Annotated in this window: 24 protein-coding genes and 1 pseudogene; 9 read left to right on the top strand and 16 right to left on the bottom strand. The window is 62.6% G+C overall.

Translation table 11 applies throughout. From position 1 onward, the window contains the following. The first annotated feature begins 39 nt into the window (after window positions 1–39). Window positions 40–750 carry an NAD-dependent deacylase gene (locus SAZ10_RS03925; RefSeq protein ID WP_318607869.1) on the top strand — a complete coding sequence of 237 codons (711 nt, stop codon included), beginning with the start codon at window positions 40–42 and terminating at the stop codon, window positions 748–750. Window positions 751–811: 61 nt separating this feature from the next. On the opposite strand, the gene SAZ10_RS03920 is transcribed toward SAZ10_RS03925, so the two are convergent. The 9 genes and pseudogenes from SAZ10_RS03920 to SAZ10_RS03880 form a co-directional block, all read right to left on the bottom strand. Next, complete coding sequence (locus SAZ10_RS03920) at window positions 812–2,053, bottom strand: class I SAM-dependent RNA methyltransferase (protein ID WP_318607868.1); 1,242 nt, start codon at window positions 2,051–2,053, stop codon at window positions 812–814. Then, the gene (locus SAZ10_RS03915) at window positions 2,050–2,814 is read right to left on the bottom strand and encodes a TlyA family RNA methyltransferase (protein WP_318607867.1); all 765 of its coding nucleotides are present in this window, start codon (window positions 2,812–2,814) and stop codon (window positions 2,050–2,052) included. Before SAZ10_RS03915 ends, SAZ10_RS03920 begins: the two co-directional genes overlap by 4 nt. Window positions 2,815–2,860: 46 nt before the next feature. Then, entirely contained in the window at window positions 2,861–3,142 is a 282-nt protein-coding gene (locus tag SAZ10_RS03910; protein ID WP_318607866.1) for a hypothetical protein, read from the bottom strand. 266 nt (window positions 3,143–3,408) lie between these two features. Beyond that, window positions 3,409–5,322: a 1-deoxy-D-xylulose-5-phosphate synthase gene (gene dxs / locus SAZ10_RS03905; protein WP_318607865.1), complete on the bottom strand. Its 1,914-nt coding sequence runs from the start codon at window positions 5,320–5,322 to the stop codon at window positions 3,409–3,411. A gap of 80 nt (window positions 5,323–5,402) precedes the next feature. Continuing rightward, the gene (locus SAZ10_RS03900) at window positions 5,403–6,323 is read right to left on the bottom strand and encodes a pirin family protein (protein WP_318607864.1); all 921 of its coding nucleotides are present in this window, start codon (window positions 6,321–6,323) and stop codon (window positions 5,403–5,405) included. Window positions 6,324–6,329: 6 nt separating this feature from the next. Next, window positions 6,330–6,596 carry a DUF2277 domain-containing protein gene (locus tag SAZ10_RS03895; RefSeq protein ID WP_318607863.1) on the bottom strand — a complete coding sequence of 89 codons (267 nt, stop codon included), beginning with the start codon at window positions 6,594–6,596 and terminating at the stop codon, window positions 6,330–6,332. 27 nt (window positions 6,597–6,623) lie between these two features. After that, the gene (locus SAZ10_RS03890; RefSeq protein WP_318607862.1) at window positions 6,624–6,878 is read right to left on the bottom strand and encodes an exodeoxyribonuclease VII small subunit; all 255 of its coding nucleotides are present in this window, start codon (window positions 6,876–6,878) and stop codon (window positions 6,624–6,626) included. A 3-nt stretch (window positions 6,879–6,881) separates the two neighbouring features. Beyond that, a complete protein-coding gene (locus SAZ10_RS03885; protein WP_318607861.1) occupies window positions 6,882–7,808 on the bottom strand; it encodes a histone deacetylase family protein in 927 nt (308 codons plus the stop codon). Between the two features lie 81 nt (window positions 7,809–7,889). Next, a pseudogene (locus SAZ10_RS03880) lies at window positions 7,890–8,877 on the bottom strand (hypothetical protein). A gap of 299 nt (window positions 8,878–9,176) precedes the next feature. Between SAZ10_RS03880 and SAZ10_RS03875 the strand changes: the two are divergent. Next, entirely contained in the window at window positions 9,177–10,445 is a 1,269-nt protein-coding gene (locus SAZ10_RS03875) for a S41 family peptidase (protein WP_318607860.1), read from the top strand. Here the strand turns inward: SAZ10_RS03875 and SAZ10_RS03870 are convergent. Beyond that, window positions 10,433–11,032: a TetR/AcrR family transcriptional regulator gene (locus SAZ10_RS03870; RefSeq protein ID WP_318607859.1), complete on the bottom strand. Its 600-nt coding sequence runs from the start codon at window positions 11,030–11,032 to the stop codon at window positions 10,433–10,435. The genes SAZ10_RS03875 and SAZ10_RS03870 overlap by 13 nt on opposite strands. A gap of 134 nt (window positions 11,033–11,166) precedes the next feature. Here SAZ10_RS03870 and SAZ10_RS03865 point away from each other — a divergent pair, with 134 nt between their 5' ends. Further along, a complete protein-coding gene (locus SAZ10_RS03865; RefSeq protein ID WP_318607858.1) occupies window positions 11,167–12,387 on the top strand; it encodes an MFS transporter in 1,221 nt (406 codons plus the stop codon). Window positions 12,388–12,583: 196 nt separating this feature from the next. Here SAZ10_RS03865 and ribB read toward each other — a convergent pair whose 3' ends face one another. Further along, the gene (ribB, locus tag SAZ10_RS03860) at window positions 12,584–13,678 is read right to left on the bottom strand and encodes a 3,4-dihydroxy-2-butanone-4-phosphate synthase (protein ID WP_318607857.1); all 1,095 of its coding nucleotides are present in this window, start codon (window positions 13,676–13,678) and stop codon (window positions 12,584–12,586) included. 140 nt (window positions 13,679–13,818) lie between these two features. Then, the gene (gene aroC / locus SAZ10_RS03855; RefSeq protein WP_318607856.1) at window positions 13,819–14,922 is read right to left on the bottom strand and encodes a chorismate synthase; all 1,104 of its coding nucleotides are present in this window, start codon (window positions 14,920–14,922) and stop codon (window positions 13,819–13,821) included. Window positions 14,923–15,045: 123 nt separating this feature from the next. On the opposite strand from aroC, the gene SAZ10_RS03850 reads away from it, so the two are divergent. The 4 genes from SAZ10_RS03850 to SAZ10_RS03835 all read left to right on the top strand — a co-directional run bounded on the left by SAZ10_RS03850 (window position 15,046) and on the right by SAZ10_RS03835 (window position 17,163). Beyond that, the gene (locus tag SAZ10_RS03850; protein WP_318607855.1) at window positions 15,046–15,375 is read left to right on the top strand and encodes a MoaF-related domain-containing protein; all 330 of its coding nucleotides are present in this window, start codon (window positions 15,046–15,048) and stop codon (window positions 15,373–15,375) included. 221 nt (window positions 15,376–15,596) lie between these two features. Beyond that, on the top strand, window positions 15,597–16,088 hold the full coding sequence (locus SAZ10_RS03845) for a MarR family winged helix-turn-helix transcriptional regulator (RefSeq protein WP_318607854.1): 492 nt from the start codon (window positions 15,597–15,599) through the stop codon (window positions 16,086–16,088). Then, window positions 16,085–16,780 (top strand): GNAT family N-acetyltransferase, encoded by a 696-nt coding sequence (locus tag SAZ10_RS03840; protein ID WP_318607853.1) that lies wholly within the window; start codon window positions 16,085–16,087, stop codon window positions 16,778–16,780. Before SAZ10_RS03845 ends, SAZ10_RS03840 begins: the two co-directional genes overlap by 4 nt. Before the next feature lie 134 nt (window positions 16,781–16,914). Beyond that, window positions 16,915–17,163 (top strand): DUF1344 domain-containing protein, encoded by a 249-nt coding sequence (locus SAZ10_RS03835; RefSeq protein WP_318607852.1) that lies wholly within the window; start codon window positions 16,915–16,917, stop codon window positions 17,161–17,163. A gap of 137 nt (window positions 17,164–17,300) precedes the next feature. Here SAZ10_RS03835 and SAZ10_RS03830 read toward each other — a convergent pair whose 3' ends face one another. The 4 genes from SAZ10_RS03830 to SAZ10_RS03815 all read right to left on the bottom strand — a co-directional run bounded on the left by SAZ10_RS03830 (window position 17,301) and on the right by SAZ10_RS03815 (window position 20,474). Then, a complete protein-coding gene (locus tag SAZ10_RS03830) occupies window positions 17,301–17,888 on the bottom strand; it encodes a histidine phosphatase family protein (RefSeq protein WP_318607851.1) in 588 nt (195 codons plus the stop codon). Window positions 17,889–17,923: 35 nt separating this feature from the next. After that, on the bottom strand, window positions 17,924–18,742 hold the full coding sequence (gene fabI / locus SAZ10_RS03825; RefSeq protein WP_318607850.1) for an enoyl-ACP reductase FabI: 819 nt from the start codon (window positions 18,740–18,742) through the stop codon (window positions 17,924–17,926). Window positions 18,743–18,983: 241 nt separating this feature from the next. After that, entirely contained in the window at window positions 18,984–19,907 is a 924-nt protein-coding gene (locus SAZ10_RS03820) for a J domain-containing protein (RefSeq protein WP_318607849.1), read from the bottom strand. 111 nt (window positions 19,908–20,018) lie between these two features. Then, window positions 20,019–20,474, bottom strand: a complete 456-nt coding sequence (locus SAZ10_RS03815; protein ID WP_318607848.1) for an RT0821/Lpp0805 family surface protein — start codon at window positions 20,472–20,474, stop codon at window positions 20,019–20,021. Between the two features lie 42 nt (window positions 20,475–20,516). On the opposite strand from SAZ10_RS03815, the gene pdxH reads away from it, so the two are divergent. Next, window positions 20,517–21,131, top strand: a complete 615-nt coding sequence (pdxH, locus tag SAZ10_RS03810) for a pyridoxamine 5'-phosphate oxidase (protein ID WP_318607847.1) — start codon at window positions 20,517–20,519, stop codon at window positions 21,129–21,131. A 150-nt stretch (window positions 21,132–21,281) separates the two neighbouring features. Next, window positions 21,282–21,755: a VOC family protein gene (locus SAZ10_RS03805; protein WP_318607846.1), complete on the top strand. Its 474-nt coding sequence runs from the start codon at window positions 21,282–21,284 to the stop codon at window positions 21,753–21,755. Window positions 21,756–21,779: the final 24 nt, after the last annotated feature.

Raw genomic sequence — 21,779 nt, 5'->3', positions numbered from 1 at the left:
ATCGGGTTTAGATACGTCACCTTCTGATCGGTGAACCACATGACAGTCCCCTCCTCCATCGTCGTGCTGACCGGTGCCGGGGTTTCTGCCGAATCCGGCCTATCCACATTCCGTGACAAGGATGGGATCTGGGCTCAGGTCGACTATCGCGAGGTGGCGACGCCGCAAGGCTTTGCGCGCAATCCCGCCAAGGTGCACGATTTCTACAATTGGCGCCGGCGCAACATGGCGAACGTACATCCGAACGCCGCGCATTTCGCCCTGGCCCGGCTGGAGCGAGAATTTCGAGGCAATTTCCTGCTGGTCACCCAGAACATCGACGAACTTCACGAACGCGCCGGGTCGCAAAAGCTGATCCATATGCATGGCGAGCACGCGAAGGCGCTCTGCGCGTCATGCAAGGCGCGCCGCCCCTGGCGCGAAGACCTTTCGATCGAGCTCGCCTGCCCGGATTGCGGAGCCGTCGGCTCGATGCGGCCGGACGTGGTCTGGTTTGGCGAGATGCCTTATCGCATGGACGAGATCTACGTCGCGCTGTCGGGCTGCAACCTATTCGTTTCGATTGGCACAAGCGGAACCGTCTATCCTGCTGCGGGCTTTGTATCGGAGGCGCGGGCCACGGGCGCACATACGGTCGAACTTAATCTCGAGCCCTCTAATGGCTGCAGCCTGTTCTCCGAAGCGCGGCATGGACCGGCGACCAAGATGGTGCCCGAGTTCGTCGACGAGCTGCTGTCCGCAACGTTCTAGCTCTCGTTTTCCAGCATGATCTTATCCAAAAAGTCTGCAACTTTTTGGGATTATGCTCGGTTCACCGCCGTCTTTTCGGCTTCTCCAGAAGCGCAACCGCCTCTACATGTGGCGACCAGAGGAACTGATCGATCGGCGTGACAGATTTCAGGCGGTAGCCGCCGTCGATCAATATCCGGAGGTCTCGCGCCAGCGTCGCAGGGTTGCAGGAAACCGCCGCGACGAATGGCACCTCGGAGCGCGCGATCTGCTTCGACTGATCTTCCGCCCCGGCGCGCGGCGGATCGAATACCAACCCGTCGAAGCCGGCGAGCTCTTTGAAGGTAAGCGGCCGGCGAAACAGGTCGCGACGCTCGGTGGTCACGCGTCTCAAGCCGCTCGCGCCGCGAAAGGCCTTGTCGAGCGCAGCCAAGGCCGCTGCGTTTCCCTCCACGGCATGCACTTCGCCCTTGTGAGCGAGCCTCAGCGCAAAGGTGCCGCTGCCCGAAAAAAGGTCGGCGATTTTTCTGGCGCGCGCGAGATGCCCGCCTATCAGTGCAGCCATTGCCTGCTCCGCCTTTTCCGTCGCCTGCAGGAAGCCGCCGGGCGGAGGTGAGACCGCGATGTCACCGAACATCACTACCGGCTTCTTCGGCTCGACGATGATTTCACCATCGACGGAAAGTCGGGCCAGGCCTTGCTCTATCGCAAAACGCACCGATGCGCGGCGCGCCTCATCGCCGAGCCTGCCGCTATCGCTCACTGCGACATCGAGCCCGGATGCCGTCACCGTCACGCCGACGTGGAAGGGGAGTGGCGTAGCACAGACGAGGCCAGCCAGCGCCTTCAGCCGGGCGAGCGCAGATACGATGGCCGGAAGCGATACGGGACATTCCTCGACCGGCACGATCTGGCTTGAGGACGCCTGGTTGTAGCCAAGCAGCATCCCGGCTTCCGTCCGCCTTGCCGTAAAGACCGCCCGCCGTCGCGAATGCGGCTCGCAAGGCACCAGCGCTTCGACGCCCGACTCTATGCCGCGGCTGCGCAGTGCCTGCACGACGATGTCGCGCTTCCAGGCCTTGTAGGCTCCGGCTTCGAGATGCTGGATCGCACAGCCGCCGCACGTGCCGAAATGCCGGCAAGCCGGGTCGGCCCGCAGCGGCGAAGGGTTTTCGACCGCAACCAGCCGGCCGCGTCCGCGCTCGACCTCAGCCACAACCTCCTCGCCAGGCAGCGCATAAGGCACGAACACAGAGCCATGCTCCGCGTCCGCCACGCCGTCGCCCTGCGCGCCCAGCCGCACTATGGTCAGCTTCTCGCTCAACTGTCTTTCAATCCTCCCAACAGGAATTCACGATTGCCGTCACCACCTTCGATCGGCGACGGACACAAGCCGACAGCATGCCAAGCTGGGAACGCGTCAAGCCATGCCCGAAGGTCCTCCGCGATGCGTTCTGCCAAGGCGGGATCGCGAAGTACGCCGCCCTTGCCGATCGCCTCGCGGCCGGCTTCGAATTGCGGCTTCACAAGGAAAACGGCTGCCGCGCCAGGCGCTGCTATTTCGAGCGCTGGCGGCATGGCGAGCTTCAGTGAGATGAAGCTCACGTCGGAGACGAGAAAATCGGGGCGCTGGCCGCCGAGATGTGCCGTGGTCAAATCCCGCGCGTTCAACCCTTCGATGAGCGTGACGCGCGGATCTCCAACGAGCGAAGAATCGATCTGCCCGTGGCCGACATCGAGCGCGATCACATGGGCTGCGCCGCGCTCCAGAAGTACCTGGGTGAAGCCACCTGTCGAAGCACCGATGTCGAGCGCAACTGCACCCTTGGGGTCGAGGCGGAAATGGTCGAGCCCGGCGATCAGCTTCAAGGCGGCACGCGAGACGTAGCGGCGGGCCGGATCGTCAACCTCTATCACAGCTTCGTTTGCGACCAGCAATCCGGCCTTTGTCGCGACGGCGCCGCCAACCCGAACGGCACCACGCGCGATCGCGTCGCGCGCCCGAGAGCGCGAGGCGAACTCGCCGCGCAAGACGAGCAGCTCGTCAAGCCGGATACGGCCTGGCAGTGAGGGGACTGCGTTCATTCGCCTTCCTTGGCGAATACGCACCCCTCTGGCAAGCAGCGTGACGCTAAAACAATTGCAGGGTCATGCGGTCGACGGCGAAAGCAGCAGGGCCACCCTGCCGAGCACCTGTCGCGTTGCCTGTTGTGTTCAGGTCGGCCGCCGGAATTTCGGGCGCCAGGACAGAAGCCAGCTTCGCATTGAAGGAGAAGCCGCCACGAATCTCGCCGATCCTGGCGGCGACGATCCCGGCCGCGGCCTTATCGATGCTGGCATCGTACTCAGGCCCGGCAAAGGCCGACATCGGCAGAATGCCGATTGCAACCGCGCCCGCCCACAGCGCTTTCATCTCACCAGTCTCCCCTGCCCCGTTGGCCGGCGTTCTAGCTGGCGGGCGGCTAAGAATCGGCCAAAAGACAGGGTTACGGGAACGTCAAATGTCAGCGTAAACAGCAGGTTACGTGACTATGCGCCGGTTTTAGTGCAACCGGAAGTTTGCGACGTTCGAGATTTGCGGCAAGCCAGACTCCTCCCCTTCTGCCCCCGTGCAAGGTGGATCGGCGCGCAGCGCCGAGACGGATGAGGGGTACTCCAGTAGGTGAGTCGGACAGCTGCCTAAGCGAGCGCGGCTCGCGCCTGGTTGCCTAGCGCGGCAAACACGGTGCGCACGATGCCAGCCGAGTCGAGCCCCGCGTCAGCATACATTTTCTCCGGCTTGGCGTGGTCGACGAACGCATCAGGCAGGACGAGCGGACGGACCTTGAGCCCCGTATCGAGCAGGCCGTCATGGGAGAGGAGTTGCAGCACATGGCTGGCAAAGCCGCCGACCGCGCCTTCCTCGACCGTCACCAGCACCTCATGCTCGCGGGCGAGCCGGCGGACCAGGTCCTGGTCAAGCGGCTTGGCGAAGCGCGCATCGGCAACCGTCGTCGACAGCCCGGCAGCGTCGAGCTCTTCCGCCGCGGCGACGCAATCCTGCAGGCGCGTTCCAAAGGAGAGCAGTGCGACCTTGGTCCCTTCCTTGATGACGCGCCCCTTGCCGATCGCCAGGATCTGGCCGCGCTCGGGCATATCGACGCCGACCCCATTGCCCCGAGGGTAGCGGAACGAGATCGGGCCTTCGTCATAGGCCGCGGCCGTACGGACCATATGGCGCAACTCCGCCTCGTCGGATGCGGCCATGACCACGAAGCCGGGCAGCGTGGCGAGGAAAGTCGTATCGAAGGCGCCGCAATGCGTCGGGCCGTCGGCGCCGACGAAGCCCGCGCGGTCGATCGGAAAACGCACCGGCAGCTTCTGGATCGCGACGTCATGCACGACCTGGTCGTAAGCACGCTGAAGGAAGGTCGAATAGATCGCCGCGAAAGGCTTGAATCCTTCTGCCGCCAATCCTGCGGCGAAAGTCACCGCATGCTGCTCGGCGATGCCTACGTCGAAGGTGCGCTTGGGAAAGGCTTCGCCGAAAAGGTCGAGCCCTGTACCCGAAGGCATTGCCGCAGTGATGGCAACCACGCGATCATCATGACGTGCCTCCTCGATCAGGCTCTCCGCGAAGACTTTCGTGTAGGCAGGCGCGTTTGCCGGTGGCTTGGCCTGAGCCCCGGTGATCACGTCGAACTTGTTGACCCCGTGATACTTGTCGCTCGCAGCCTCCGCTGGCGCATAACCCTTTCCCTTTTGCGTGATCACATGGATCAGAACCGGGCCGTTGACATTGTCGCGCACGTTTCTCAGCAGCGGGACCAGGTGCTCGAGATTGTGTCCATCGATCGGGCCGATGTGGTAGAAGCCCATCTCCTCGAACAGCGTGCCGCCGGTAACGTAGCCGCGCGCATGCTCGACTGCGCGGGTGATGGCGCGGTCGGCTCGCTGTCCCAGATATGAAGTCACCTTCTTGCCGAAGTCACGCAGGCCGAGATAGGTGCGCCCTACGGCGAGGCGAGCAAGATAGGCGCTCATCGCGCCGGTCGGTGGAGCGATCGACATGTCGTTGTCGTTGAGCACGACGATGAGGCGTGCATTGTGCGCCCCGGCATTGTTCATCGCCTCATAAGCCATGCCGGCCGACATCGCGCCGTCGCCGATCACGGCGATCACATTGTTCTTGCCGCCCTTGAGGTCGCGCGCCACCGCCATGCCGAGACCGGCTGAGATGGAGGTCGAGGAATGGGCCGCGCCGAACGGATCGTAATCGCTCTCGGTACGCTTGGTGAAGCCGGAGAGCCCACCTTCCTGCCTCAGCGTACGGATGCGGTCACGCCGTCCGGTGATGATCTTGTGCGGATAGGCCTGATGACCGACATCCCAAATCAGGCGGTCGCTAGGCGTATCGAAAACGTAATGCAATGCGACGGTGAGTTCGACCACGCCGAGCCCGGCGCCGAGATGACCGCCCGTGATCGAAACTGCGTCGATCAGTTCGGCACGTAACTCTGCCGCGAGCTGCGACAGATCGGACTCCGGCAGTTTGCGCAGATCGGCCGGCACCCGGATGGTGTCCAGCAGAGGTGTTTCAAGGGATGGTTGCAATTTGGTTGGCCTTTAGGGCTATCGAATAGGCTCCCGCAACGAGAAAGTAAATGTACCATCGTTCGCGGGCAGAATTCAGGCTAACCCTCTGGCAGAGGTATAAATTCTTCCGCATCTCCGGGCACGATGTCGAAACGGCCGGTCTTCCACTCCTGTTTCGCCTGCTCTATGCGCTCGCGCGAGGACGAGACGAAATTCCACCAGATGTAGCGGTTGGAGCCCAGCGAGGCGCCGCCGAACAGCATGAAATGCGCGCCCTGGTCGGCCTCCACGACGATCTCGTCGCCTGGTCTGAAGACCAACAGCCGGTCGGAGGGGAAGCGGTCGCCGGCGATGGTGACGCTGCCGTCGAGCACATAGATAGCGCGCTCCTCGGCGTCAGCCGGGATGCGCACGCGCGAGCCTGGAGAGAGCGCCAAGTCGACATAGAGCGTGTCGGAATATGCACGGACCGGGGAGCGTAGCCCCTCGAAAGAACCGATCACCACCCTCCCCTTCACGCCGTCCGCATCGATTCCGGGGAGCTGTTGACGCACCGTGTGGTCGAAAACCGGCGCAATCTCCTCCTTGCCGTCAGGCAGTGCGAGCCATGTCTGAAGGCCGGATATCGACAAGGGGTGACCGCGCAGCTCTTCGGGCGAGCGCTCGGAATGGACGATGCCGCGGCCGGCCGTCATCAAATTCACGTCGCCCGGCTCGATCACCATCTCGGTGCCGAGCGAATCGCGGTGCCTGATCTTGCCGTCGAAGAGATAAGTGACGGTCGCGAGACCGATATGCGGATGAGGCCGCACGTCGAGCCCCTGGTCTGCACGTAGGATCGCCGGACCCATTCGGTCGAAGAAGATGAACGGCCCGACCAGTCTTCGCTTCGCGGTCGGCAGCGCGCGGCGCACCTCGAAACCGCCGATGTCCTTGGCGTTGGGGATGACCATCAACTCGATGGCGTCGCAGGAGAAAGCATCGCCGGGCTCGGGATCATTACCAGGAAAGAAGCTCATCTATGTTCACGCAAACCGGACTGCCGCTCTCGCTCGGGCCTTGGCCGCCTCTTCCTCCCGGTTACGGGGATGCGAAGTCGTCTCCAGGGAATCGAGCAGTTCGCGGGCGGCAGCGGCAATGTGCTCGACCGCATGTTCGAATGCATGCTCGTTCTTGGCGGAAGGCCGCGTGAAGCCGCTCACCTTGCGCACGAACTGAAGCGCGGCATTGCGGATCTCGTCATCCGTCGCAGGGGGATCGAAGTTGAAAAGCGGCTTGATGTTTCGGCACATAATTCCCGTTCCCTTCCAAGATCGATTCTAATCTCCGTCCAGCGGCTCTATGCCCACCGGCTTGCCTTCGCGCGAGAGCCTGATCTTCTCGACCCGATCCTCGGCAGCTTTCAGCAGGCGGTCGCAATGCGCTTTGAGGGCCTCGCCGCGCTCGTAGATCCTTATCGACTGGTCGAGAGGCACGTCGCCACGTTCGAGATCGTCGACGATCTTCTCAAGCGCGTCCAGCGCCTGCTCGAAGCTCATCTCCTTGATATCGCTGTTAGTATCAGCTTCGGCCATCCCTCAACCCTTCATCATGCGGCCGACATGAGCGGCCACCGAAAATGCCAGTCCCTGCAGATCGTAGCCGCCTTCGAGCAGGCTGACGAGGCGTCCATCGGCAAAGCGCCCGGCGCGTTCCATCAACTGCCCGGTCGCCCAGTCGAAATCGTCCTCGACGAGGTTGATCTCGGCCAGCGGATCGCGCTGATGCGCGTCGAAGCCGGCGGAAATGACGATCAGGTCGGGCTGGAAGCGATCGATTGCCGGCAGCACCCGACTGTTGAATGCCTCGCGGAAAAGCTCGCCGCCGCTGCCCGGCGGGAGCGGTGCGTTGACGATATTGCCGACGCCCGTCTCGCTCACGGCGCCGGTGCCGGGATAAAGCGGCATCTGATGGGTCGAGGCATAGAGCACTGACGGATCGGACCAGAAGATGTCCTGCGTCCCGTTGCCGTGATGGACGTCCCAGTCGACGATGGCGACCTTCTCAGCGCCATGAGCCTTCTGGGCATGGCGGGCAGCGATCGCGGCATTGTTGAAGAGGCAGAAGCCCATGGCGGTGTCGCGCTCAGCGTGATGGCCCGGCGGGCGGACGGCAGCGAAAACATTGCCGGCCACGCCCGAATAGACATCGTCGACCGCAGCCATAGCGGCACCGACCGCGGTCAGCGCCGCCTCGAAGCTCTTCGGGCTCATCGAGGTGTCGGCGTCTATGCGCACGATCCCCGCCTCGGGTACCGCGCCTTCGATACGCTCGACGTAGTCGGAGGGATGGGCAAGCCGCACGGCGGAGACGTCGGCTCTCGGCGCCTCCCTGCGATCGAGCGCCCCGAAGCCGTCATTCTCGAGCACGCGCGCGATTGCCTTCAGCCTGTCGGGACGTTCAGGATGGCCGGGCGGCGTGATGTGCTCCAGATAGATGGGGTGGGTGTAGAGCCGCGTGGTCATAGCCCGATATAGGCGCGGGTCGCGGCAAAGCCAACCTCCGTTCGCCCTCGCGATTGGCGCTCAACAGCTTTGCCGTGGGCCTCAAGCGGGCTGGCTCGGCTGCGCATCCGGTTGCCAGCGCGTGCCGCCGAACGAGGCAAGCGCCTTGTCCTTCAGCTCGCGGAAGTGCTTCGAAGCTTCAGCCAGCCGACGGTCCCAATCGGGATTGGGGGCCTGGCCCTCGATCGCCTTGAAATAGACCTGCATGAGTGCGGCGATGGCGAAGGGCTCGAGCAGCGCTGCCTTCACGGCCCAGGCGAGGATGATTGCCAGGACGAAGCTCCAACCCGCAAGCACACCCGGCATGACGTAGAGGATGGCTGCCGCCGGCGCGAGCATGAAGAGGAAGACCACGAACGCCAGCACCCACATGATGACGGAAAGCCACAGCGCATTCTTCACCATGGTTGTGCCGTTCTGGGCATAAAGCACTACGCCCTGCCGCGCCGTCTCGAAAGGGTTGCGGCTGTCGATCCGGATATTGTGGCCGAGAATGAGCTCGTCGACATAGGTGAGCGAGAGGCGGATCACCGTGTTGACGAAGCGCACGATGCCTTCGAGGCCGGGAATGGGCAGCAGTGCTGCGACGCCGCCGAGCAGTCCGGTGATTGCGCGGATCGCGCCCTTCACAAGCTGGTCGAGCGCGAAAAGCACGTTTGCCTCGGCGAAGCGTTGGGTCACGACCTGTCGCGCATAGGCGATCTGGCCCTGCCCGCCGGGGACCTCATGGCCGTCGATCAGATGAACCATCACGGCGATGTGGCCGGCTTTGACGATGTAGAGAATGTATTCGCGCAGCCAGTAGAACACCACCGAGACGAGGCCGAATCCGAGGATGCCGCCCCAGAACGCCACTCCCTCCGGGCCGCCATCGGCGAAGATGTGGCCGACCCCATAGCCGATGCCCGCGCCGGTGCCGGTCGCCACGACATAGGCGAGCGTGATGCCGATAGACGATAAGCCGAAGCACGATAAAGGGCCAGGTGCCGGCCATGATGGCGAGCGTCCTGCCGATGCTGAAATCCCACATTGCCAGTTCCCCCCGAATGCGAGACGCGCAGCATCGCCAACGGCGCGGCATTGTCAATCCGGCGGAGCCCCCGCCGCTTTGGCCGTCATGTTTCGACGGCCATGCTGGCGATCGCCCGCCCGGACTCGCTCGCGTCTCGACAGAATGACCGCGTGTTTTCTTTCCGGCGGAGCGACAGGATCTGTCGCCGCGGAAGCTGCGTGAAGCGCACCGCCGGTCACGCAATATTGCGAGCCGCAGGCCTCGATCCTGCCGATTGCCCAGACGATATTGCTGCGGCGTAAAGGATCAAGGATCCCATGCAGATCGGAACGCTCCGGCGCCTTTCGGCGCTCTTCCTTATCGTGCTCGTGGGCGGGACGGCTCGCGCGGCCGAACCGCCAAAGTCGGGCAATCCGGTATTCGACAAAGCCGTGCAGCTGGTGCTCGACAAGTTCTACGACGTCTCGGCGCTCGATCGTTTCAAGGAGGCGGTGCGACGCGAAGTCGAAGATCCAAAGTCGCCGTTGACCGTCACGAGCCCCGATGAACGGGTCCACCAGGCAATCGACACTGTCCTTGCCAGCCTGCAGGCGTCTCATACCGGCCACTTCAGCAAAGACACGATCGACTATTTCGAGCTTGCCGATATCTTCCGCTATGCGATCCGCGACGACATCAAGCGGCTGTTCCCTCCGGATGGCGATGTCACCTACCCCGGGATCGGCATGATCGCGAAGCCGGGCAACGGGCTCTGGTACGTCAGCGACGTCTATGACGGCTCGCCGGCTGCTCGGGCCGGAATCCTGGTCGGCGACGAGATCGTGACGGTCGACGGCGCGCCCTACTACGAAATCGCTTCATTCAAGGACAAGGTCGGCAGGGCCGTCGACATGCAGCTTCGCCGCCGGCCCGGGGCAGAGCTCACGAACGTCAAAGTACAGGTCGAGTCGCTGAAACCCTTGCCGACATTCGAGAAGGCGATCGCAGAGAGCGCCAGGATCGTCGAGCGCGGCGGCCGCAAGATCGGCTACATGCACTTGTGGACCCTTGCCGCGCCGCATTCCATGGGCGCCGTTGCCGAAGCTCTCGCCGAAGGTCCGCTCAAGGACGCTGACGGACTGGTGCTCGATCTGCGCGGCCGCTGGGGCGGCGGCAGCGCGGACGCGGCGGAGCTGTTCGTCGGCAACACGCCGCCGTTCCGGCTGATCCCGCGCAGTGGCGAGCAAGAGCTCGCCAATGTGCGCTGGCACAGGCCGGTGGTCGGCATCATCGACGAAGGCACCAGGAGCGGGCTCGAGGTCTTTGCCTATGCGCTGAAGGCGAACCACATTCCGCTGGTCGGCTCGCGCACCGCCGGCGCGCTGCTTGCCGGCCGGGCCTACCTGCTCCCGGACGACAGCCTGCTGGAACTCGCGGTGGCAAATGCGATCATCGGCGACAATGTGCGCCTCGAAGGAAGCGGCGTGCAGCCGGACGTGCCGGTTGAGTTCAGCCTGCCCTATGCGGCTGGAGAAGATCCGCAGCGCGACGCCGCAATCGACGAGATGCAGCGTATCCTGGCGCGCGGCGAGGCTCAGCGGGGCTGAGGGTTCGTCAGAAGTCCTTGCAGGAGGACTTTGAACGCCCTCACTGCCTTCTTCGACGTCGTCTCGGGGTCATCGGCATTGGCGATCCACTGCGCCGCATAGAGTGAAGCGCCGCTCACCAGGCGCGCGGCGGCCTCCGGGTCGATGTCGCCGACGAGGCCTTCTTCCTTGAGCATCGTAAGGCTCTTCGTCATGGACGAGACGCAGGCATTGGCGTTGGGCCATTGTGAAGGGTCGCCGAGCACGGCCGGCCCGTCGCGCAGCACGATTCGCTGGATCTCGGGCTCCAGCGCCATTTCGATATAGGCGACGGACTCGTCGACGAAGCCTTGCCAGCGGTTGGGCGCCTTTGAGGAAATCGCACACAGCCGTTCGTTCATCTCGGTGTCAATTTGAGCGATTACCGCTTCGAGCAGGCCCTTCTTGTCGCCGAAATGATGATAGAGCGCGCCGCGCGTCAGACCTGCGGCGGCCGTGAAATCGTCCATCGACGCTTCCGCAAACCCGACTGTGCCGAAGGCATGGCGCGCGGCCGCGATCAGCTTGGCGCGGGTCTCGGCGATCATTTTCTTGCGCGGTTTGTGCACGGCTTCTGGCCTCATTTACATACGTGGCGTATGCCAATTGACATACGTCACGTATGTAATTATCTCCATTCGCATACGCGTCGTATGTCTTCCGATATCTATGCGGCGCTGGTCAGAATGTCGAGGAGCTCGCCATGGCCAATCCATACAGAGAGATCTTCAGGGCTTCCGGCACCAAAGGCTTTGCCGCCGCTGCGTTTGCTGCCCGGATGCCGATCGCCATGGCGCCGATCGGCATCGTCGCAATGTTGTCGCAGACCCATGGCGAATACTGGCTGGCGGGTGCCGTTTCGGCGACTTTCGCCTTCACCAACGCGATCGTATCACCGCTGCTGTCGCGCTCTATCGACCGCCTTGGACAGACGCGTGTCGCGGTGCCGACCACCACGCTTGCGGTGATCGCTTTCGCATTCCTCCTGGTGGCAACGAATCGGCATTGGCCGATCTGGACACTGTTTGCGTCGGCATTCCTGGCTGCGCTGATGCCAAGCATTCCGGCGATGGTGCGTGCACGCTGGACCGAGATCTTCCGAGATCGACCGGAACTCAACACGGCTTTCGCATTCGAGTCGGCCGCCGACGAACTGGTGTACATCCTTGGCGCCTCGGTTTCAGTGGGCTTGAGCGTCTCCCTCTTTCCGGAAGCCGGCGTGCTTGCCTCTACCGCATTGCTTGCTTTGGGGACTGCTACATTTCTTGTCCAGCGATCGACCGAACCGTCCGTGCGGCCGGCCGAGACAGGAGCGGCAAGTTCGGCCATCCGCCTGAGGCCCGTGCAGATCATCACCTTCGCGCTGATCGCCGTCGGTGCGATGTTCGCCACGGCCGAGGTCGTTGTCGTTGCGCTAACGAAGTCGTTCGGCCAGCCGGGTGCGGCCACTGTCGTCATCGGCGTCTATGCCGCAGGCTCGTTCGTGGTCGGGCTGATCGTCGGCGCTCTCAAGCCGAAAATGCTGCTGGAGCGACAATTGCTGCTCGCCCTTGGGGTGATCGCCGCAACCGCTCTTCCGCTACTTGCAGCGAATGGAGTGATCTCGCTCGCGCTGGCGGTATTCGCGAGCGGCATCGCCATTGCGCCTACCTTCATTACATCTTTTGCGCTGATCGAGCGTCGCGTGCCGCCCTCGATGTTCACCGAGGGCATCACATGGGTGATGACCGGCATCGGCATCGGCATGGCGATTGGCTCAGCGGCTGCCGGCTGGATGGTCGACCGCTACGGCGCTGACAGCGGCTTCTGGGTCTCGGTAATCGCCGGCGCGATCGCGTTTCTGACGATCCTGCTCGGACAAAGTGCGCTTGCGGAGCGGCGCGGCAAGGGAGTCGCGGGCCTTGCGACATCGGCTGCCGACTGACTGAAGGTGCGCAATTCATCCGATTCTAGAATAGAGTCTTCTTTCAGGTTGACGGCGCCCCTCACCCTCTCGCCGTGAACAACGGGAAGAGGGGATTGTGAGAGGTTGCCGCCCCCTCTCTCCGTTCTTTAGAGTCCTTTACGGGGAGAGGTAAGGGTGAGGGGCGGCGCCGGCGTCAATCGCGTTGCAAAACGCTTTAGAGGATTTCCGTCTTCGCGATTCTGATGCCGAAGCCCTGCAGGCCTACATAGTGGCGTTCGCGTGAGGCGATGAGGTTGATCGAGGAAATGCCCAGGTCCTTCAGGATCTGCGCGCCGAGGCCGATCTCGCGCCATTCGCTTTCGCGGCGGCGGGCTTCGTCGTGATCCTCGCTCGAGGAGGGACGGGTGCGCGCCTGATGGGCGACGCCCACCGAGCCCTCGCGCAAATAGACGATCACGCCACGCTGGCGCTCGCCCATCACTTTCATGATTCCTTCGAGCTTGTGGGTGGTGCCGAACACGTCGGCTACCACGTTCTCGGGATAGAGGCGCACGGGTACCTCCTCGCCGTCGCGGATGTCGCCATAGACGATCGCCAGATGGTTCATGACATCCCAGGGCAGGCTGTATTCGAAAGCCTGAGCCTTTCCTCCCGGCGTCTCGATCTCGGTGCAGCCGACGCGCTCGATGAGCGTCTCCTGGCGCTGCCGGTAGGCAATCAAGTCGGCAACCGAGACCTGCTTCAAACCGTGCTTATCGGCGAAATCGGCAACCTGAGGCCCGCGCTTCACGGTTCCGTCGTCATTGACCAGCTCGCAGATCACGCCGATCGGCGGCAAGCCGGCGAGCTTGCAGAGATCCACGGCAGCTTCGGTATGGCCCGAACGCATCAGCACGCCGCCCTCCCGGGCGACCAGGGGAAAGATGTGCCCCGGCCGCGCGAAGTCCGACGCCCCGGCATTGGGATTGGCGAGATTGCGCACGGTGAGCGTGCGGTCGTCGGCCGAAATGCCCGTGGTCGTGCCATGCTTGAAATCAACGCTGACGGTAAAGGCGGTCGTATGCGCCGATTCATTGTCGGCCACCATTGGCGCGAGATTCAGGCGCTTCGCCTCCTCGCGCGGCATCGGCGTGCAGACGATGCCGGAGGTATGGCGCACGATGAAGGCCATCTTCTCCGACGTGCAGTGGACTGCGGCGACGATCAGATCGCCCTCGTTCTCACGGCCATCATCGTCGGTGACGACGACAACCTCGCCGCGCTCGAAGGCGCGGATGGCTTCGACGACTTTCTTCTGGTCGTATGGCATTAGTGCTCGCTTTGCTCGCAGGGCAATAAGGCAATAGGGCAATAGGGCAGTAGGGCAAAAAGCAATCGGCCGCGACTATGGCGCGCAATAATCGTGCAGTGAGTCTGTCGAAGCATCTCTTTGCCTACTGCCCTACTGCCCTACTGCCCTATTCTACCCGTCTGCCCTCTATGCCGCAGATAGTGATCCGCGATTGCGCAGGCCACCATTGCTTCGCCGATCGGCACAGCGCGGATGCCGACACATGGGTCGTGACGGCCTTTGGTCTTGATCTCGACATTGTTGCCGTCGCGGTCGATGGACTGGCGCGGCGTCAGAATCGACGAGGTCGGCTTCACGGCAAAGCGCGCGACGACCGGCTGGCCGGTCGAGATGCCGCCGAGAATGCCGCCGGCATTGTTGGAGAGAAATATCGGCTTGCCGTCATTGCCCATGCGCATCTCGTCGGCATTCTGCTCGCCGGTTATGTGCGCGGCTTCGAAGCCGTTGCCGATCTCAACGCCCTTCACGGCATTGATCGACATCAGGGAGGCGGCAATATCCTGGTCGAGCTTGCCGTAGATCGGCGCGCCGAGGCCTGCCGGCACGCCTTCGGCGACGATCTCGATCACCGCGCCGACTGATGAGCCAGCTTTGCGGATTGCGTCGAGATATTCGGCAAAGATTGGGACCGACTGCGGATCCGGCGTGAAGAACGGATTGTCGGGATGGCCCACGAAATCCCAATCCCAGCGGCTCCGGTCGATCGATTTCTGGCCCATGGACACAAGCGCTCCACGGACCTTCAGACCGGGAACCACCTTGCGCGCGAGCGCGCCGGCTGCAACGCGCGAGGCCGTCTCCCGGGCCGATGAACGGCCGCCGCCGCGATAATCGCGCAGGCCGTATTTCACATCGTAGGTGTAGTCTGCGTGGCCAGGCCGATACTGTCGGGCAATATCGCCATAGTCCTTGGAGCGCTGATCGACATTCTCGATGAGCATCGATATCGGCGTGCCGGTTGAAACCAGCGTCTCGCCCTCTTCCTCGAGGAAGCCCGACAGCAGCTTCACCTCGTCCGGCTCGCGGCGCTGCGTGACGAAGCGCGACTGGCCCGGCCGGCGGCGATCGAGCTCGGCCTGGATGTCGCCCCGCGTGAAGCGAATGCCGGGCGGCATTCCGTCGACCACGCAGCCAAGGGCAGGCCCATGGCTCTCGCCCCAGGTGGTGACCCGGAAAAGATGGCCGAACGTGTTGTGCGACATCGACAGATCCTCGCGCGGGCCTCGCCCGGCGTTGCCAGCCTTCTATTGGCGTTTTTGGCGGCGGTCAAACAGGGATGAAGCCGTGCGTTTCAGTCCTAGTTAAGAGCACCAAAGGAGCTTCAAATGATTGCGTTCGGAACATCGCCATTTCGTGCGGGCCAAGTACTGGAGATAGCCTTCGCTGCCTTCAGGCCGAGGATAACGTTCCATTCCGATCAAGAGCTGACGATGGAAATCATCGCCGGCGACAACGCCGGGTTCAAGGACACGGTGCAGTATGAAGCGACGCCCATGCGCGACGGGCTCGTGGTGCTTTCGTGGCAGGAGCATATCGGCAGCACCGTGGTGCATGTGCTCGATATCGAGGCCAGTCAGACTTACACTCTGATCACTCCCGCAAAGGGCGGCTTCATTCGGTTGGTCGGCCGAATCGATCGGAGCGTGACATTGTAGGCTCTGACCAGTCAGACATCGGCTCGAACCAGACGATTCTCGGGCAAGCGCATCCGACGCCGAAGCACCCCCGGGCACTGACTCCGCACCGCAGCCTCAATTGACTTTCTGCCGTTAAGCACGGTGGCATCCGATTTCCATAACCGACAGCGGGCAAAGCCGAGAATGGACAAATCCATACATCGTTATATAAGCTCTTATAGTTAGCGATGCGCAGTGGCATGATCGAAGACGTCGTTCGAGAGCTGGGGTTTCTCTGTCTGGGCAGCCGCTTCAAGCGAATCGGCGAGCGTCTGCAGTCCGATGTGCAGCGCATCCTCAACGAGCAGCAGATGCCGATCCAAGCTAGCCAATTCCCAGCGCTTGCCGCCGTCGACCGGCTCGGGCCCATCACGATCGGCGACCTGGCAGAAGCGATCGGAATCACGCAGCCCGGCGCGACGCGTATCGCAGCGCAGCTCGCAGATGCAGGCCTGCTACAGATTCAGCAGGCGCGCGACGATCAGCGACGCAGGCTTGTCAGCCTGACCGGCGATGGGCAGCGCCTGGTCGACGCATCGAAACGCCAGCTTTGGCCCGAGATCGACAAGGCAGTCGCCGCGATCTGCGGCCACCTGACAGGTCCGCTTCTCGAGCAACTCGCCTCGATCGAAAGAGACCTGGAGGCCACGCCTCTCAATCGCCGGATCGCCGGTGGAAAGGCAGAAAAATGAGCAAGCATCCGCTCGACCGGCCGGTCTGGAGCGCCCTCACCACGCGACATGCGCGACACTCTCAAGGCGACGCGATGGCGCGGCGCTACGTACCGTCGATCTGGCCGTTCATCGCTGCGCGAGACGATAGCCCGGAAAGCCTGCAAGCGCTCGCGCATCTCGTTCAAGCGGGCGAAAGCCTCGTGCTGCTGCAGGCCGACGAAATTATCCTGCCGCCCGGAGTGGCGGTTGTGGCGACGGCCGCTGCGGTTCAGATGATTGCGGAGCGGCCTTCAGTCATCGAGCGCGATAGCCGCATCGAGCAGCTCCAGGAGGCAGATGCGCCTGCGATGCTGGCGCTGGCGGAGCTCACCAAGCCTGGACCGTTCTCACAACGCGCTCTCGAGCTGGGGGAGTTCTGGGGCTTGAAGGAGAACGGAGCGCTCGTGGCCATGGCAGGCGAACGACTGAAGCAGCAGGGGTTCACAGAACTCAGCGGCGTCTGTTGCCACCCGGACGTGCGCGGCCGCGGCTACGCCAGGCTTCTGTCGATGTTCGTGGCCGGCCGCATCCTGCGGCGTGGCGAGACGCCGTACCTCCACGCCTATGCTACGAACGAGGCTGCCATCGCCCTCTATCAGTCGATCGGCTTTACGTTGCGGTCAGCCATGAATGTTGCGGTGGTCGAACGCCTCTGGCGACAGCTTCCCTGACGAGACTGCGGGGTCTTCCTCCTTGTTGAGATGGCGACTTAGGTTTGACACATTCGCGGTGTTTCTGCAGTCTCGATCGATCCACCTCAGATCAAGCCTGCTTAGTGCGGGGGACAACTAAAAAGAGGCACAGCATGCGAACCCTGATTGCAGCAATTTTCGCCACATTCGCTCTCAGCGCTGTCGCCCTCGCGGCCGAGGCCGAAGGCCATATCAAGAAGATCGATGCCGACAACCAGACCATCACCCTGGACAACGGCAAATCCTACAAGCTGCCGGGCGAGTTCGACATGTCGTCGATCAAGGAAGGGATGGAGATTCTGATCGCCTACGACAAGATCGGCGGCGAAAACCTCATCACAGATATGGAAGTGCCGGAGTAAGGCAATACGGCATTAAGGCAATAGGGCAATAGGGATTCGGCGAGGTTAAGCGAAAAGGATTTCGAGGGCGTTTAGCGCCTCTGCAATTCTATACTTCCCTATTGCCTTACTGCCCTATTGCCTTATTGCCCTAAAATTCAAAGCCACTCCAGCCTGTCTTCTTCGACACGCAACACACGATCCTGGGCTATGTCCAGGGCGGCGGCCTCTTTCTTCGGCTTCTTGCCGGCGATCTTGAAGAGCACGCGGAAAATACCCCCATGGGTCACACAGACCGTGGGTCGTTTCAGCCCGTCGAACCACGAGATCGAGCGCTGATAGAGCATTTCATAGCTCTCGCCATGCTCTCCCGGCGGGACGAAATTCCATTTGTCGACGGCGCGCGCGGCGGTCGTGCCGGGGCTCATCCGATCAAGCTCGGCAAGTGTGTGTCCTTGCCAGTCGCCGAAATGCACCTCGATGAGTCGCGTGTCGGTGCGATAGTCGTCTGGCGGCAGGCCTATCGCGGCGCGCACCAACTCCATGGTCTCGCGGGTACGGCGCAAGGGGCTGGCGACGAAGTCGAATTCACTGGGATCGGCGATCAGCTCGGCGAGCTTGCGGCCGTTGCGCACGGCCTGCGACCGGCCGACAGCGTTGAGGTCGATATCGGCCTGGCCCTGCAACCGGTGCTCGACATTCCAATCGGTCTGGCCGTGGCGGATGAAGTAAACGAGCGGAAACATGCCTCTTGGCTTGACAGCATTCCGGGAACGGGCGGTCAGTCTTTGATCGTCGCAATATCCGGCGCGTCGACCGCCTTCATGCCCACAACGTGATAGCCGGAATCGACGTGGTGGACCTCACCGGTGACGGCACGCCCCATGTCGGAAAGCAGATAGAGACCGGAAGCGCCGACCTCCTCCGGCGTCACGGTCCGTTTCAGCGGTGAGTTGTATTCGTTCCACTTGAGGATGTAGCGGAAGTCGCCGATGCCGGAAGCGGCAAGCGTCTTGATCGGCCCGGCCGAGATCGCGTTGACGCGGATGCCCTTGCCGCCGAGATCTACCGCGAGATAGCGCACACTCGCTTCGAGGGCCGCCTTGGCAACGCCCATGACGTTGTAGTGCGGCATCACCTTCTCGGCGCCGTAGTAGGTCAGAGTCAGAATCGAGCCGCCGTCCTTCATCAGCGGCTCGGCGCGCTTGGCCATCGCTGTGAGCGAATAGACGGAGATGTCCATGGTGCGCAGGAAATTGTCGCGGGTCGTCTCGACATAGCGGCCGTCGAGCTCCTCCTTGTCCGAGAAAGCGACGGCGTGAACGAGAAAATCGAGCTTGCCCCAGGACTTGTCCACGAAGGCGAAGACCGCATCGAGGCTGGCTATGTCGGTCACGTCGCAATGGCCGGCAACCAGCGCCCCGAGTTCGGCAGCGAGCGGCTCGACCCGCTTCTTGAAGGCATCACCCTGATAGGTGAGCGCAATCTGGGCACCCTGGTCGGCGCAGGCTTTCGCGATGCCCCAGGCGATCGACCGATTGTTCGCGACACCGACAATCAGTCCCCGCTTGCCCGCCATCAGGCCGTTCGCACCCGCCATTCGACCGTTCTCCGCGCTCTTGAGGCTCAGGCGATCGAAAGCCGAGATCAGGCCTCGATCAGCCGCCGGCCGTCGTCGGCCAGCCTCTGCCTATCGCACAGGCACTTGCCGCCTTCAAGCATTCAAAACCGGGATAGACGCGAGGCGCACCGGGGACAGTTTACTTTGTTCCGCAGTAGGGCTGCGGCACTCGCAGAGTTTGCATGAGCGGAAAAAAGTAAACTGTCCCCAACACTTACGCTCAAGACTTACTACGCTTCGCGAGCGCCTCGAGCTCAGGGTCGCGCTGCTCGGGCAGCATCACGCGGACATGGACATAGAGATCACCATGGCCACCGGCCTTCAGCGGCAGGCCCCGACCCTTGAGGCGCAACACCTTGTCTGAGCTCGACCATGCCGGGACAGTAACCGCCAGCTTACCCGTCGGCGTTTCGACGGCAACCTTCTCACCGAGCACGGCGTCGGCGAGCGGTACCGGAAGATCGGCATGCAGGTCACGGCCCTCGACGCGATAGCGCGGATGATCGCGGAACTTGATCTTGACCAGCGCATCGCCCGGCCCGCCGAAGCCCGGTTCTCCCTGACCCCTCAGGCGGATCGTCTGGCCGTCCTCGACATAGTTGGGAAGCTTCACCGAGATCGTCTTTCCATTGGGAAACACGGCTGCGACCTTAGCCGCGGTGGCCGCTTCCTCGACCGATATCTCAAGCGTCACATTGACATCGGCGCCGGGCTGCGCGCGGCGGGCGCCTCCACCGGCGCGCTGCGAGAAACCCTGCCCGAATATCTCGCTGAAGATGTCGCCGGCATCGCCGCTGAACGGGTCGCCGCCCGACGCGGAGCTACGGAACTCGAAGCGCGTTCCGCCGGGCCCCTGCCTGGAGGCCCGGAAACCGGCAAATGGATCACCGCCGGCCGCGCCCTCGAAACCGTGGAAACGCGGCTTACCCTCGGCGTCAATCTCGCCGCGGTCGAAGGCGGCACGCTTCTTCTCGTCGCCGACGATCTCATAGGCCTGGTTGACCTCGGCAAAACGCTCCTTGGCCTTCGGATCGTCCGGATTCTGGTCCGGATGATGCTTCTTTGCGAGCTTGCGGAAAGCCGCCTTTATGTCCTTGGCCGAGGCGTTTTTAGGGACGCCCAGCGCGTCATAGGGATTCTGCATGCGAGGCCCTGGTCCTGCCGGAGAAAACTTCTGGAAACCCGGCCATTATATGCGCTCGCCTAGGAAGAAATTCCAGAGCGGGCCGATAAGCGAGCCTTCGGCGCTTCGAGCTCAGAGCGGGTTGAAATTCCGCAGGTACCAGACGCCACGCTCGCCCTTGCAGGCATTGCCGGAGTAGAGGGCGACACCGTCGAAGCTCTCGCGGGAGGCGGTGAACTGGCGGCAGAGCGTGCTGCCTTCCTTGGTCTCGATCAGATTGCTGATTGCGCCGCGCGATCCGGTATCGGCATTCGCCCAGGCAAGCGGCTGTACCTGTGCAGCTTCAGGATCGGCGGCCGAGACGGCATTGCGGATCGTGGTCTCGTCGGAGCTGCGAACAGGATCGGCCGGCTTACCCGAGGCCGGCAGCGAACCGGTATGGGCGAGCTGGTCGACACCGGCCTTGGAAAGGTTGAAGCCGGACGAGCAGGCCGAAAGCGAAAGGATCGGGACGGCCAGCAGGGCTGCCGTCCGACACGTTTTTCTGATAGCCCCAGGGAAACGGGACGCTTGCGCTATGACCGACAATCGGCAATCTCCCGGCACGCACACCCATCGCCGGGAGCGACTATGGACAACGCAGAGTTAACAACAAGTGACTTCACCGAGGCTGACGAGCCGCTCAAGCTGTTCTCTTCATGGCTGGAAGACGCCACGAAAAGCGAGCCGAACGATCCGAACGGGGTCGCGCTCGCGACTGTCGATGCGGATGGCATGCCGAACGTCAGAATGGTTCTCCTCAAAGGATTTGATGAGGCCGGATTCGTCTTCTACACCAATTTCGAGAGTGCGAAAGGGAAAGAAATTCTCACCAGCATGAAAGCGGCCATGTGCTTTCACTGGAAGACGTTGCGCCGGCAGGTGCGGCTGCGCGGTCCGGTCGAGATCGTGAGCGATGACGAGGCTGATCATTATTTCGCGACACGGCCGCGCGGCAGCCGCATCGGCGCCTGGGCTTCCAAGCAGTCTCGGCCTTTGGAGAGCCGCTTCGCGCTGGAAAAGTCAGTGGCCGAATACACGGCGCGCTACGCGGTCGGCAACATCCCCCGTCCGCCTTACTGGTCAGGCTTCCGCATCGTGCCTCAGACCATCGAGTTCTGGCACAATCGGCAGTTCCGCCTGCATGACCGTATCGTCTTCACGCGCAGGGAAGGCGGCTGGGAGACGACGCGGCTTTATCCCTAGAGCAGAATAGAATTCGAGCGGGGCATGCATGCTGCTCCAGCTCTTTGTTTGTCGCATGATCTGTCCGAAAGCTCTGCAGCTTTCTTTTGCACGCTGATCTCGGTTCCGGATCAAGCTCTTGGCGGCAATCATCTTGAAGCGGGGAACACGATGGACGATCCCTTCAGCCACGCGACCTTGGGGTCAGGTGTGTTCTACAAGAACCCGCTTGCGGCGCTCGGCTGGCTTAGCCAAGCCTTTGGCTTCGAGCGCAGCATGCTCGTTACAGATGCCGACGGGAAGCTGGTGCATGCAGAGATGCGCTTCGGCGATGGCTACATCGTGGTTGACAGCGAGTGGGCGAGTTACATCGCGAGCCCTGCTTCCGTCGGCGGCAAGAACACCCAGTCGCTCTATGTTCGCCTGACCAGCGGCATCGAGGGCCATTTCGAACGTGCGAAATCGGCAGGAGCCGTCATCCTGCAGCCGCTTGCCGATCAGTTCTACGGCGAGCGTACCTACAAGGCCGTCGATCCCGAAGGCCATGTCTGGACGTTCAGCCAGACTGTCGGGCATGTTTCTCAGGACGAAGCCGAAAAACTAAGCGGAATGAAGATCGACGGCTGGCACTATCCGAGCCAATAATGCGATCGATAGTTCGAGGCGGAC

This window comes from Mesorhizobium sp. BAC0120 (assembly GCF_033542235.1).
In the GTDB taxonomy this organism is placed as follows: domain Bacteria; phylum Pseudomonadota; class Alphaproteobacteria; order Rhizobiales; family Rhizobiaceae; genus JAWRCU01.
This window is presented reverse-complemented; position numbering and strand designations above follow the sequence as displayed.

Excerpts from the sequence above, each read along its gene's own strand:
- SAZ10_RS03865 (WP_318607858.1), top strand. The coding sequence starts at position 11,167 with ATGGCCAATCCATACAGAGAGATCTTCAGGGCTTCCGGCACCAAAGGC.
- SAZ10_RS03875 (WP_318607860.1), top strand. The coding sequence starts at position 9,177 with ATGCAGATCGGAACGCTCCGGCGCCTTTCGGCGCTCTTCCTTATCGTG.
- SAZ10_RS03900 (WP_318607864.1), bottom strand. The coding sequence starts at position 6,323 with ATGAGCTTCTTTCCTGGTAATGATCCCGAGCCCGGCGATGCTTTCTCC.
- SAZ10_RS03830 (WP_318607851.1), bottom strand. The coding sequence starts at position 17,888 with ATGTTTCCGCTCGTTTACTTCATCCGCCACGGCCAGACCGATTGGAAT.
- SAZ10_RS03885 (WP_318607861.1), bottom strand. The coding sequence starts at position 7,808 with ATGACCACGCGGCTCTACACCCACCCCATCTATCTGGAGCACATCACG.
- ribB (WP_318607857.1), bottom strand. The coding sequence starts at position 13,678 with ATGCCATACGACCAGAAGAAAGTCGTCGAAGCCATCCGCGCCTTCGAG.
- aroC (WP_318607856.1), bottom strand. The coding sequence starts at position 14,922 with ATGTCGCACAACACGTTCGGCCATCTTTTCCGGGTCACCACCTGGGGC.
- pdxH (WP_318607847.1), top strand. The coding sequence starts at position 20,517 with ATGGACAACGCAGAGTTAACAACAAGTGACTTCACCGAGGCTGACGAG.
- SAZ10_RS03850 (WP_318607855.1), top strand. The coding sequence starts at position 15,046 with ATGATTGCGTTCGGAACATCGCCATTTCGTGCGGGCCAAGTACTGGAG.
- SAZ10_RS03805 (WP_318607846.1), top strand. The coding sequence starts at position 21,282 with ATGGACGATCCCTTCAGCCACGCGACCTTGGGGTCAGGTGTGTTCTAC.
- SAZ10_RS03890 (WP_318607862.1), bottom strand. The coding sequence starts at position 6,878 with ATGGCCGAAGCTGATACTAACAGCGATATCAAGGAGATGAGCTTCGAG.
- SAZ10_RS03895 (WP_318607863.1), bottom strand. The coding sequence starts at position 6,596 with ATGTGCCGAAACATCAAGCCGCTTTTCAACTTCGATCCCCCTGCGACG.
- SAZ10_RS03840 (WP_318607853.1), top strand. The coding sequence starts at position 16,085 with ATGAGCAAGCATCCGCTCGACCGGCCGGTCTGGAGCGCCCTCACCACG.
- SAZ10_RS03845 (WP_318607854.1), top strand. The coding sequence starts at position 15,597 with ATGATCGAAGACGTCGTTCGAGAGCTGGGGTTTCTCTGTCTGGGCAGC.
- SAZ10_RS03835 (WP_318607852.1), top strand. The coding sequence starts at position 16,915 with ATGCGAACCCTGATTGCAGCAATTTTCGCCACATTCGCTCTCAGCGCT.
- fabI (WP_318607850.1), bottom strand. The coding sequence starts at position 18,742 with ATGGCGGGTGCGAACGGCCTGATGGCGGGCAAGCGGGGACTGATTGTC.
- SAZ10_RS03915 (WP_318607867.1), bottom strand. The coding sequence starts at position 2,814 with ATGAACGCAGTCCCCTCACTGCCAGGCCGTATCCGGCTTGACGAGCTG.
- SAZ10_RS03820 (WP_318607849.1), bottom strand. The coding sequence starts at position 19,907 with ATGCAGAATCCCTATGACGCGCTGGGCGTCCCTAAAAACGCCTCGGCC.
- SAZ10_RS03910 (WP_318607866.1), bottom strand. The coding sequence starts at position 3,142 with ATGAAAGCGCTGTGGGCGGGCGCGGTTGCAATCGGCATTCTGCCGATG.
- SAZ10_RS03925 (WP_318607869.1), top strand. The coding sequence starts at position 40 with ATGACAGTCCCCTCCTCCATCGTCGTGCTGACCGGTGCCGGGGTTTCT.